The following is an 11,981-nucleotide window of genomic DNA, read 5'->3' on the forward strand; positions in this document are numbered from 1 at the left end:
ATGTTGTAAAAAGTTTCGCAAAATCAATTTACAACTTTGAGGGGAAACCGAAAGGAAGTACCCTCTTTTATTTTTTTACTCGGTCACTAGTGATTAGATATCAATCAAGTGTTAAAAATAAAGACTGTGGCACTGAGACTCTGTTTTTTTAAAAAATCATTATTAAATCCGCATGAGTTTACTTTTATGTTCTTTTTGTAATTGCGATATTATGAATAGAGCAATGATTCTCATAAAAGTTGTTATTTTACAAAAGGTGATCAGGTTATACGAATTGGAGATGACTTTTTTTGAACTATAATATCTATTACCGTTTTGATCATTTTAGGAATTCAGAATAAATTCGTTCGTTTTATATGTTGTCATTTGTTTTAAATTGCCATAAGTACCTTGTAACTCATTTTAATTATTCTCCTGTGTATGAATTTGGATTTTCAAATATCTATGTTCGTTTCATATTGTTATATTTGTAGGCTGTAAAGGTAAATACGATTTTAAAATGATTGATTTCTCGAAAGCAACCATTGATAATATGGTTGTTCATCAAATAGGAGCAAGAGCTGAGGCTGAGCCATTGAGGTTCTCAAAAAGTACCATGAATCTTCAAGGAGACGAGATGGTTACAGATGTGTTACTTAATTATTTTTTTAAACCATTTAAAGAGGATTCCTATTATAATTTCTGGCATAAAGAGGATATTGAAAAAAATCTGGTTTATGTAAACGTAAGTAATCTTTTTAGTGGAGAAGGGGATTTCTATCAATCATCTATACAATTAGCCGAATGGTTATATGAAAATTCGAATCATCCAAAAATTAAAGGTGGAGAATTTTACATGGCAATGTTTAATAATGTTGTTGTTGATGGTGAGCTGGTAAACGCACTTGGAATATTCAAGTCTGAAAATAAAGAAACCTTTTTAAAAGTTTATCTTAAGGAGCAAAATTTTGAACTGGGAACACAGGAAGGGATCAATATAAAAAAGCTTGATAAAGGTTGTTTAATATTTAATACAGAGCAAGAAGAAGGATATAAAATTTGTTCGGTTGATAATATTAATAAAGGTAATGAGGCTCGTTTTTGGGTGGATGATTTTTTAGGACTGCAACCTCGTGAGGATAATTATTACTTTACACGTAACTACATGGAAATGTGCCGTGGTTTTGTGGATAATGTTTATAATAAAGACAACGAAGTTCCTAGGGCAGATCAGATTGATATGTTAAACAGATCCATGGATTTTTTTAATAATAAAGATAATTTCAACGAAGCAAACTTTGAACATGAAGTAATGGGCCAACCTGAAATTATTGATGCGTTTAAGGATTACAAGGAGAATTATCAATTAGAAAATAGTATTCCGTTAAAAGAAGAATTTGATATTTCGAAAAGTGCTGTAAAGGGGCAAAAAGGAACCTTTAAATCCATTTTAAAACTGGATAAAAATTTTCATGTTTACATTCATGGAAGAAGAGATTATGTTGAAAGAGGATATGATCAGCAGCGCGGATTAAATTATTATACGCTTTATTACGAAATTGAAAGCTAATATTATCCAGAAGAAATATTATATAGTGCAAAAATATAGTCAGGAAGAGGTATTAATTAAGTGTGTACAAAATAAAGTATCGTTTTCCATATACAGGTACCCGGGAACGGATAAAGATATATTATTGATTAGTGAGGATGTCTCTGCTTTTGATAAAAATCAGTTATCAGAATTTATAGATAAAGATGGGTACCTTATTGCTCCTTTTTCCTTTGAAACCAATAAAGGTGTTTTTCTGAAAAATTCAATATTAGTTGAAGGTTCAGTTGAAAAATTAAGTGTAGATCATATAATCAATGCAAAAGGACAGGATGAATTGGCTACAGCAAATAATCTTTATGCTGATTATTCCATTTATTTGGAGCAGTTTGAAAATTTGTTTGCATCCATAAAAAAAGGAAATATCCAAAAAGCCATCTTGTCAAGAGTAAAGCATATTGATTCATTTCCGACGCAAAAAGCAGTTGATTTATATTACCAATTAAGCGCGCTTTATCCTAATGCATATTCATTTATGTATTATACATCTTATACTGGTTTGTGGATTGGTGCAACACCTGAACTTCTTCTGCAAATACAGCATAACTCCGTTCAGACGGTTTCATTGGCCGGGACAAAAAAATATGACGATCAGGAAAAATCATGGAATAAGAAGGAGCTTAATGAGCAACAGTATGTTTCAGATTATATGGATAGATTGTTGAATCAGTATAATGTTGTAAATTATAAGGTTGAAGGTCCTGTAAGTGTTAAAGCAGGTAAATTGTCTCATCTTAAAACTATATATAATTTTCCATTAGATGATATAGCAGCAAAAGTGGGTGAGTTTGTTATTGATTTACATCCTACTCCAGCAGTTTGCGGTTTGCCTAAACAGACTTCAATGGAAGTTATTCATTCCGTAGAAGGTCATCAACGTTCTTACTATTCTGGTTTTATTGGTAAAGTAAGTAAGGATAGTTTGAATTTATATGTGAACATACGGAGTCTTAAGTTTGTTGATGAAGGTGTTGATTTGTACATAGGGGGCGGCATTACCGAAGGGTCTGATGCTAAACTGGAGTGGAATGAAACCGAATTAAAAGCAGGTACGCTTTTAGATGTAATTAATGAATTGAAAAATAATAAATAGATTACCAATATATGTTATCAGATAAAAAGAGTGTTCAAATTCTTGTGCAGCAATGTGTAGCCAATGGATTAAAAGAAATTGTAATCTCACCGGGATCAAGAAATGCACCTTTAACCTTATCTTTTAACGTTACCCCGGAAATAAAAACATTTACTATAGTTGATGAACGAAGTGCTGGTTTTTTTGCGCTGGGAATGGCTCAGCAATTAAAAAGGCCTGTTGCTTTACTATGTACGAGTGGTTCTGCTGCTTTAAACTATGCTCCGGCTATTGTTGAAGCCTACTATCAGGAAATACCGTTGGTTGTTTTAACTGCTGACAGACCAGAGGAATGGGTAGGTCAGGCTGATGGACAAACCATAAATCAAAAGGGCATATATCATAACTATATTAAATTTGAAACCAGTTTACCGGTTGAGTGTTTACATAATGATGATCAGTGGTATGCCAAACGGATCGTTTCAGAGGCTTTTATTAAAGCAACCAGTGATGCTGCAGGTCCGGTTCATATAAATATTCCTTTACGGGAACCATTATACGGAAGAACGAGTCATGTTCAGGATACTAATATCTCAATATCCCAACTTGATCCCATTCGTACATTGTCGGAAAATCAATTGTCCAATATTGCTAAGAAATGGAATCAATATCATTCAGTAATGGTTATTTGTGGTGTGAATCATCCCAATAGTGAATTGAACGAAGTTATCAATATAATTTCCAAACAATTAAATACTGTTGTACTTACAGAAACAACATCAAATATTAAAGGGGAAAGAATCATTGAAAGTATCGATAGGCAGATATTTAGCCTGGACAAGGCTGAGGAAACTCCATTTGCGCCTGATTTGTTGATTTCTTTTGGCGGACAGATTGTTAGTAAGCAGATTAAGAAATTTTTAAGAGAAAATGCACCTAAAGAACATTGGCACGTTTCTTTAAATAGTAATATTATTGATACGTTTCAGGGTTTATCGATGCATGTAAAAATGGATCCTTTAGATTTTTTTAAGCAGACAGGCCCTCTTTTAAATAATGAGAATAGTAACTATTTTAATATTTGGAATAAACATGCTATTGAAACTCGTAAAAAGCATGAGCAATATATAAAGGATAGCCAATGGAGTGATATAAAAGCTTTGTCATATGTTTTTACAAATTTACCATTGGAATGTAATTTACAATTAGCCAATAGCACTCCGGTACGCTATGCTCAGTTATTCCAGGATGAAATAAAAGTGAATTCATTTGCCAATAGAGGAACAAGTGGTATAGATGGTACACTAAGTACTGCCGTTGGTGCCGCTGCTGTGTCAGATATACCTACACTTTTAGTAATTGGAGACCTGTCGTTCTTTTATGATTCAAATGGCTTGTGGAATAAGTATCTGAAACCAAACTTTAAAATTGTTTTGATCAATAATAGTGGAGGTGGTATCTTTAGATTTATTCCTGGTTCTGCTGAAACAGAAGAGTTAGAAGAGTTCTTTGAAGTTAAACATCAGCAAACAGCTGAATATATAGCAAAAGCTTTTAATTTAAAGTATATTGCATGTTCGTCGGAGGATGAACTTAAACAGGGATATGAGGAGTTATTATTATGTAATAACCAACCTGTTATTATGGAGGTTTTTACTCCAAATGAAATAAATGGAAAATTACTTAGAGGGTATTTTAAATATCTTAAATCATAACGAAAATAGGATAAATTAAAAACGACATGAGCAAATATAATTGGGAAACAATAAAAGAATATACCGACATTAAATTTGAGTTTTTTGAAGGTATTGCAAAGGTAACCATTAACAGACCTGAAGTATATAACGCATTCAGACCAGAAACCAACATGGAAATGCTGGATGCTTTTGAAATATGCAGAGAGCGTCAGGATATTAATGTGGTAGTTTTAACCGGTACAGGTGATAAAGCTTTTTGTTCTGGTGGCGACCAAAAAGTTAAAGGCGTAGGTGGATATATTGATGAAAATGGTGTACCTCGTCTTAATGTTTTAGACTTACATAAAAAAATTCGTTCGTTGCCAAAGCCTGTTATTGCCATGGTAAATGGTTATGCAATTGGTGGAGGTCATGTTCTGCATGTGGTTTGTGATTTAACTATTGCTTCAGAAAACGCAAGGTTTGGGCAAACTGGCCCTAAAGTAGGTAGCTTTGATGCAGGATTTGGATCATCATACTTAGCGCGTCACGTGGGACAAAAGAAAGCACGTGAAATTTGGTTTTTGTGCGAGCAATATACTGCCGAAGAAGCTGAAAAAATGGGTATGGTGAATAAGGTAGTTCCTCTGGAGCAGTTAGAGGATACTACAGTGGAATGGTGTCGTACTATTATGAAAAGAAGTCCTCTAGCTTTAAGAATGATTAAACGAGGTCTTAATGCAGAGTTAGATGGTCAGCATGGATTAATGGAGATGGCTGGTGATGCAACATTAATGTATTATTTAATGGAGGAAGCTCAGGAAGGTAAAAATGCCTTTCTGGAAAAACGAGATCCGGATTTTGGACAATTTCCAAAATTTCCATGATATTATTCAAGAAGCCCTGGTTGTTAAATGAGCTAGGGCTTCTTTTTTTACAAAATACTATATTAGAAAATTAGACTAAAATGTTTTAATGCCTTATTTTGAATAAGATAGAAAACAATTACCCCTACATAAACGTACTATAGCTACCAACGCAACACATAATTTTCGAGACTAATCCTAAACATAATTTTTTACACTTATAGTTATAGTTATGAAGAGGGAATGGTCGTTGAAGAATATTGAAATTGGAAGAAGACTAAATCTGGTCTTAGGATCCATTGTTGTTTTAATCATTACCACCTTAGGTGCCTTCGCTGTTTATTCAGAATACAGTACTTTGATGAAATCTATGGATGATTTGTCTCTTGAAGAAACAAAGAATCTGAAACGAATGATTGAATTACAGATTGAAACAAAACAGGAATTTGTTGAATCAGGCATAGGCGTTGCTAATAAGTTATTTTATCAGCGAAAGTTAGCATTGAATAAAAATAAAACATCGCAAATTCTTGCTGTTAATCAATTAACTCATGAAAAAATAGATGTTGAGATTCCGGAATTTAAGTTTGGAGGAGATTTGTTGTATCATCATTACGATTTTGTTGAAGAGGTTGGTGATCTTTTGAATGGAACAGCTACTGTTTTTCAAAGGATACCTCAAGGTTTTCTGCGCATCTCAACTAATGTGATGAATAAAGAAGGACAACGTGGAGTTAATACTTATATTCCGAATGAATCGCCAGTTATTCAAACCGTTTTAAAAGGTGAAACCTATCAAGGCAGAGCTTTTGTGGTAGATGATTGGTATTTAACAGTTTATGAACCTATTTTTATTGATGGAGAAGTTCAGGGAATATTGTATGTAGGCCTAAAGGAGAAGGATTTATCTAAAATAAAAGGCATTTTTGCCAGTAAAAAATACTTGGAAACAGGATATCCATTCTTAATAGGTAAAGATGGTCAAATGCTTATTCATCCTACAGGTGAGGGAGTGAATTATTCCAATGAAGAGTTCTTTCAGAAAATACAGGAAAATGCGCTAAAAAGTGAAATTGGTAAGTTCTATTATCATTTTGAAGGTAAAGAAAAGGCCTTGTTTTATGAATATATTCCGGCAATTGAATCATATGTAGCTGTATCTTTCTACCAGTCTGAAGTTCATAAAGAAATTTATGATATAATAGGTGTTATTATAATTGTATTGTTGATTGGGGTTGTTGTGTTCGTTTTGTTTAATGGATATATGGCACGTTCCATTAGCCGACCAATTGGTAAAACGGTTGAATTCGCTAAAAAAGTGGCCGATGGTGATTTAACCGTTAATATAGATATTGATCAGAAAGATGAGATAGGTCAAATGGCTGTGGCATTAAACGATATGATCCGTAAACTAAAAGGAATTGTTTCCGAGATTATTACCGGATCTTCCAATATAGCCTCTGCAGGGCATCAGGTTAGTTCTACATCTCAACAAATTTCACAAGGTGCTACTGAGCAGGCCGCCTCTGTTGAAGAGGTTTCATCAACTATGGAAGAAATGGTTAGTAATATTGAGATGAATTCTCAAAATGCTAAAAATACAGAGGGGATTTCATTAAAAGCCCACGATACGATGCAGGGTGTTTATGATAGTACACACAAGTCAATTGAGGTAACCAGTTCTATTTCCAATAAAATTAAGATTATTGAAGATATAGCCTTTCAAACTAATATATTAAGTTTAAATGCTGCAGTAGAGGCAGCACGAGCAGGAACCCAGGGCCGAGGTTTTGCTGTTGTTGCAGAAGAGGTTAGAAAGTTAGCTGAAGTAAGTAAAAACGCCGCAAATGAAATATTAAGCCTATCAAAAGAGGGTTTTGATGTGGTTAAGTCTGCAGGTGAAAAAGTAGGGGAAATGGCTCCTGAGATTGAAAAAACAACAGAGTTGGTACAGGAAATTGCTACTTCCAGTGAAGAGCAATTAAAAGGAGCCGAACAGGTAAATACCGTTATTCAGGAACTAAATAATTTAACGCAACAAAATGCATCGGCAAGTGAAGAATTGGCTGCCAGTGCAGAAGAATTATCCTCTCAGGCTGATCACCTTAAAGAGTTGGTGAGTTATTTTAAAATGGATGAAAATGAGGTACGTGAAGCTTTCAAAAAGGACTCAGAAGCTAATGTAGCATTAGATGACTTTGATGAATCTGAGTTCGAAATGAAAAGTAAGGTTAATCACACAGATAAGCCAACAGTGAATATAGTTAAGTCACCAAATGAGCAAATTAAAATTTTCGATAAGGATTTTGAAAAAGATTTTGAGTCGTTTTAATATCTTTGCCGCTTATTAAATTAAGCGTATGTTAAATATTAAACCATATATTTTATCATTCAGGTTGCAAACTTTACCATTAGCAGTATCAACTGTGTTAATGGGAAATATTATTGCAGCCTACCATAATAGTTATCATTCTTATGTTGGAATATTTGCTGTTATTACTACTATATTTTTACAAATATTATCAAATGTAGCTAATGACTATGGAGATGCAATTTCTGGTGCTGACAATGAGGAGCGAGTAGGACCGGAAAGAATGGTAGCATCCGGAAAAATATCCAGGAAAGCGATGCGAAATACGGTTGTTGTATTCGTGTCGCTTTCTTTATTATCAGGAATAATACTTATTTATTTTGGCAATTTTAGAGCTGTAAGTATTAAATCAATCGGTTTATTTATTCTTGGTATTGGAGCTATAGCAGCGGCAATAAAATATACTGTAGGTAAAAATCCTTATGGTTACAGGGGTTTAGGTGATATCTTTGTATTTATATTCTTTGGATTAGTAGGTGTATTAGGGACTTACTTTTTGCATACGGGTACCATTCATTTATGGGTTGTTCTGCCTGCTTCTGCAATGGGCTTTTTAAGCGTTGGTGTTTTGAATTTAAATAACCTGAGAGATGTGGAAACTGATGCTAAAACAGGCAAGAATACATTAGTGGTTAAAAATGGAAGTAAATGGGGAAAAAAGTATCATGTGTTTTTGCATTTGGGTGCATTGTTTTCTCTCCTTATTTTTGGCATATATAACTTTACTGAGTGGTATCAATGGATATTTATTTTGGTGTTTATTCTTTTATTAAAAGATCTGATCTTTGTGTATAAAAATAACGATCCGATGTTGTTATATCCTTATCTTAAAAAATTAGCTATATCCACTTTTCTTTTGGTGCTGTTTTTAGGATTACCACTGTTATTATTATGATTTGATGTTACAAGCTAAAATAACTCCACATAAATTTCAATTTATAACTCCAGGAGGAACTTCCAGAGGGGTTTTAACAACAAAAGACAGTTGGTATATTCAGGTTTTTGAGAAAGATAAGCCGCAAATCATAGGAATTGGTGAGTGCTCAATTCTTCCAAAATTAAGTTTTGATGACAGACCAGATTATATGGATAAACTGGTAGAAGTTTGTGATAATATCAATGAATATCAATTAAATTATCAGGAATCTCTTATAGATTGGCCTTCGATTCGATTTGGAATTGAAATGGCATTGTTGGATTTGCAAAACGGAGGTAAACACCAAATATTTCATTCAGATTTTTATACGGGAAAAAGGAATATACCTATAAATGGGTTGATCTGGATGGGTGATATTGAATATATGACCACTCAAATATCTCAGAAACTTCAGGAAGGTTTTAATTGTATTAAGATTAAAATAGGAGCACTGGATTTTGAAAATGAAATCAATCTAATAAAAGAAATCAGAAAGGTATATTCCGTAAAAGAAATAGAAATAAGAGTGGACGCAAATGGGGCTTTTTCACCTGATGAGGTCATTGGCAAAATGCAAAGGTTGTATGAGTTAGATATTCATTCAATAGAGCAACCCATAAAGGCTGGACAATGGAATGAAATGGCGGATATTTGCAAACAATCTCCTTTGTCGGTAGCTTTGGATGAGGAACTTATTGGGATTCATTCAATGGCGAAAAAAGCAGAGTTACTTTCTCAGATTAATCCTTCTTATATTATTCTTAAACCATCGTTGTTAGGTGGATTTAAAGCTTGTGAAGAGTGGATTGAGTTAGCCAATAAATATCAGGTTGGTTGGTGGGCAACTTCTGCTTTGGAGGGAAATGTTGGCCTGAATGCGATTGCTCAATGGACAGCAATTCAGGATACGAATATGCCACAGGGATTAGGGACAGGGAAAGTGTTTTCCAATAATATATCATCTCCTTTAGTTGTTGAAAATGGTCACTTGTGTTATAAGCAAAATACAGAATGGGGGAAACTACCATGAAATTATACAATAGTATAACATTGAATGGAGCATATCTTGATGGGCCACAACTTGTTGATTATTGTAAAAATGAATTGGCAAGTAAGAAGACTCCCGATTGGCTTGTAGATATTTATCGTTTCTTGCTCGAGTGGACCAATGATTCTGAAGAGATAAAAGCCCATACTTCCGGTTCAACAGGAGAACCTAAGCTTATTCTTCTTAAGAAGAAACATATGATTGCTTCTGCTATAAAAACAAACAGCTTTTTAAACTTAAGTAAAGAAAAATCGGCATTGTTATGTTTGTCTGCCAACTACATTGCAGGTAAAATGATGATTGTGCGTGCACTTGTAAGTGGTTTTAATTTAATAACGATACAACCATCCGGTAATCCGCTTGAAAATCTAAATCATAGTATAGATTTTACTGCTATGGTTCCTTTGCAGGTGAGTAATTGTATAGGTGAAGTTTTAAAAGGAGAAAAGGTTAAGCAGATCATTATAGGAGGAGGTGCTATATCTAAAACACTGGTTGCAAAACTTAGAAATTCTCAAACTGTATGTTACGAAACTTATGGAATGACGGAAACCGTTTCGCATGTAGCCATAAAAAAAGTTGGGGATGAGGTTTTTGAGGCTATGCCCGGAGTTGCTTTTTCATTAGATGACAGAAACTGCCTGGTTATTGAAGCAAATGATATTGCAGATTCGGTTATTGTAACTAATGATATTGTAAATCTTATATCAGATCAGAAGTTTATTTGGCTGGGTAGGTTTGATAATATTATCAATACCGGGGGTATTAAAGTTGTTCCTGAGGAGATTGAAGCTAAGCTTACAAATAGAATACCTGGTCAATTTTATATTTCCTCAATCCCTGATGTTAAACTCGGAGAAAAGCTTGTGCTTGTTGTTGAAGAGAACAATGTAATTAATGATATCTCACAAATAAAAGCTTTAATTTCTCATCTTTCTAATTATGAGCAACCTAAGCAAGTATGTATCGTTCAAAAATTTCCTCTCACAGAAACGGATAAGATCAAACGTGCTGATTTAAAACAACTGATAAAGCTGTAATTATTTAATCTCCAATTCGATAAAATTGTAGTGCTTTAAACCTGTTATTTATCATATTAGTGTGTTTATATATTTATTTTCTTTGGTCCCTAAAATTAAAGATTATAGATATATATGAAGAATGTTAGATTATTATGTGCTATAGTATTGTTGGTTGTGTTAGCAAGCAATATCATGGCACAGGAGGAAGAAAAAGGTTATAAGTTCGAAACAATTTATGATCTGGATGCAACTTCAGTAAAAGATCAGTACCGTTCTGGTACTTGTTGGAGTTTTTCAGGATTATCATTTCTTGAATCAGAGATGCTTAAAGCAGGCAAAAAAGATATCAATTTATCAGAAATGTTTGTTGTAAGAAACTGTTATTCTGACAAAGCAGTTAAGTATGTTCGTTTACATGGTTCATTAAACTTTGGTGCCGGAGGTTCATTTGAAGATGTATTGTATACCTGGAGAAACTATGGTTTAGTACCTGAAGAAGCATACACAGGATTACAGTATGGAGAGGATAATCATGTTCATGGTGAAATGGATGAATTACTTAAGGCTTATGTTGATGGGGTAATTAAAAATTCAAATAAAAAATTAACTCCAGTATGGCATAAGGGATTCAATGGTATTTTAGATGCTTACCTGGGAGAATATCCTGAAACATTTACTTACGAAGGTAAGGAATATACGCCAAATACTTTCTCAAAAGAGTATATGGGAATTAATCCTGAAGATTATATCATCGTTACTTCATTCACACATCACCCATACTACTCTCAATTTATATTTGAGGTTCCTGACAACTGGGTTTGGGGATCCGTATATAATGTAAAGCTTGATGATTTAAAAGAAATCATGAAAACTTCATTACAAGAGGGACATACATTTGCATGGGCTTCTGACGTAAGTGAAAAAGGATTTTCATTCAGAAATGGTGTTGCTATTGTTCCTGAAAGCGATGTTGAAGAGCTTTCTGACTCTGAAAGAACAAAGTGGGAAACCATGACTAAAGCTGAGAGAGAAAAAATGATGTATAGTTTTGAAGGTCCTGTTAAAGAAAAAGTAATTACTCCTGAATTACGTCAAACTCAATTTGATAATTACTTAACTACAGACGATCATGGTATGCATATTACCGGAATGGTTAAAGATCAGGAAGGAAATATTTATTACAAAGTGAAAAACTCATGGAATACAAATAATAAGTACGATGGATATTTTTATGCATCAGAATCATTTGTTCTACTAAAAACAATGAACATCATGATTAATAAAAATGTACTTCCAAAAGAGCTTAAAAAGAAATTAGGTATAAAATAAAGTTCAGGTATCAAAAAACAATTTACCCAATCATTGTAAAATGATATCAGAATAAAGCTATCTCTTCGTAGAGGTAGCTTTTTTTTTATATTT

At 33.5% G+C, this 11,981-nt stretch carries 9 protein-coding genes; all 9 read left to right on the forward strand.

Translation table 11 applies throughout. The annotated features are described in order from the left end of the window. Positions 1–499 precede the first annotated feature (499 nt). The 9 genes from OM075_RS19050 (at position 500) to OM075_RS19090 (ending at position 11,888) form a co-directional block, all read left to right on the forward strand. Complete coding sequence (locus OM075_RS19050) at positions 500–1,549, forward strand: nucleoid-associated protein (protein WP_301192136.1); 1,050 nt, start codon at positions 500–502, stop codon at positions 1,547–1,549. A 25-nt stretch (positions 1,550–1,574) separates the two neighbouring features. Further along, positions 1,575–2,681, forward strand: a complete 1,107-nt coding sequence (locus OM075_RS19055) for a chorismate-binding protein (protein WP_301192137.1) — start codon at positions 1,575–1,577, stop codon at positions 2,679–2,681. 11 nt (positions 2,682–2,692) lie between these two features. Beyond that, positions 2,693–4,375 (forward strand): 2-succinyl-5-enolpyruvyl-6-hydroxy-3-cyclohexene-1-carboxylic-acid synthase, encoded by a 1,683-nt coding sequence (gene menD / locus OM075_RS19060; protein WP_301192138.1) that lies wholly within the window; start codon positions 2,693–2,695, stop codon positions 4,373–4,375. A 26-nt stretch (positions 4,376–4,401) separates the two neighbouring features. Further along, positions 4,402–5,223 carry a 1,4-dihydroxy-2-naphthoyl-CoA synthase gene (gene menB, locus OM075_RS19065; RefSeq protein WP_301192139.1) on the forward strand — a complete coding sequence of 274 codons (822 nt, stop codon included), beginning with the start codon at positions 4,402–4,404 and terminating at the stop codon, positions 5,221–5,223. A 211-nt stretch (positions 5,224–5,434) separates the two neighbouring features. Beyond that, positions 5,435–7,534, forward strand: coding sequence for a methyl-accepting chemotaxis protein (locus OM075_RS19070; protein ID WP_301192140.1), 2,100 nt, complete (start codon positions 5,435–5,437; stop codon positions 7,532–7,534). A 28-nt stretch (positions 7,535–7,562) separates the two neighbouring features. After that, entirely contained in the window at positions 7,563–8,468 is a 906-nt protein-coding gene (menA, locus tag OM075_RS19075) for a 1,4-dihydroxy-2-naphthoate octaprenyltransferase (RefSeq protein WP_301192141.1), read from the forward strand. Positions 8,469–8,472: 4 nt separating this feature from the next. Beyond that, positions 8,473–9,519 carry an o-succinylbenzoate synthase gene (locus tag OM075_RS19080; protein WP_301192142.1) on the forward strand — a complete coding sequence of 349 codons (1,047 nt, stop codon included), beginning with the start codon at positions 8,473–8,475 and terminating at the stop codon, positions 9,517–9,519. Continuing rightward, positions 9,501–10,577, forward strand: a complete 1,077-nt coding sequence (locus OM075_RS19085; protein WP_301192143.1) for an AMP-binding protein — start codon at positions 9,501–9,503, stop codon at positions 10,575–10,577. The genes OM075_RS19080 and OM075_RS19085 overlap by 19 nt, the downstream gene beginning before the upstream one ends. A 114-nt stretch (positions 10,578–10,691) precedes the next feature. After that, on the forward strand, positions 10,692–11,888 hold the full coding sequence (locus tag OM075_RS19090; protein ID WP_301192144.1) for a C1 family peptidase: 1,197 nt from the start codon (positions 10,692–10,694) through the stop codon (positions 11,886–11,888). Positions 11,889–11,981: the final 93 nt, after the last annotated feature.

The sequence above is a fragment of the Plebeiibacterium sediminum genome (assembly GCF_026013605.1).
In the GTDB taxonomy this organism is placed as follows: domain Bacteria; phylum Bacteroidota; class Bacteroidia; order Bacteroidales; family Marinilabiliaceae; genus Saccharicrinis; species Saccharicrinis sediminus.

Excerpts from the sequence above, each read along its gene's own strand:
- OM075_RS19050 (WP_301192136.1), top strand. The coding sequence starts at position 500 with ATGATTGATTTCTCGAAAGCAACCATTGATAATATGGTTGTTCATCAA.
- menD (WP_301192138.1), top strand. The coding sequence starts at position 2,693 with ATGTTATCAGATAAAAAGAGTGTTCAAATTCTTGTGCAGCAATGTGTA.
- menB (WP_301192139.1), top strand. The coding sequence starts at position 4,402 with ATGAGCAAATATAATTGGGAAACAATAAAAGAATATACCGACATTAAA.
- OM075_RS19070 (WP_301192140.1), top strand. The coding sequence starts at position 5,435 with ATGAAGAGGGAATGGTCGTTGAAGAATATTGAAATTGGAAGAAGACTA.
- menA (WP_301192141.1), top strand. The coding sequence starts at position 7,563 with ATGTTAAATATTAAACCATATATTTTATCATTCAGGTTGCAAACTTTA.
- OM075_RS19080 (WP_301192142.1), top strand. The coding sequence starts at position 8,473 with ATGTTACAAGCTAAAATAACTCCACATAAATTTCAATTTATAACTCCA.
- OM075_RS19085 (WP_301192143.1), top strand. The coding sequence starts at position 9,501 with ATGGGGGAAACTACCATGAAATTATACAATAGTATAACATTGAATGGA.
- OM075_RS19090 (WP_301192144.1), top strand. The coding sequence starts at position 10,692 with ATGAAGAATGTTAGATTATTATGTGCTATAGTATTGTTGGTTGTGTTA.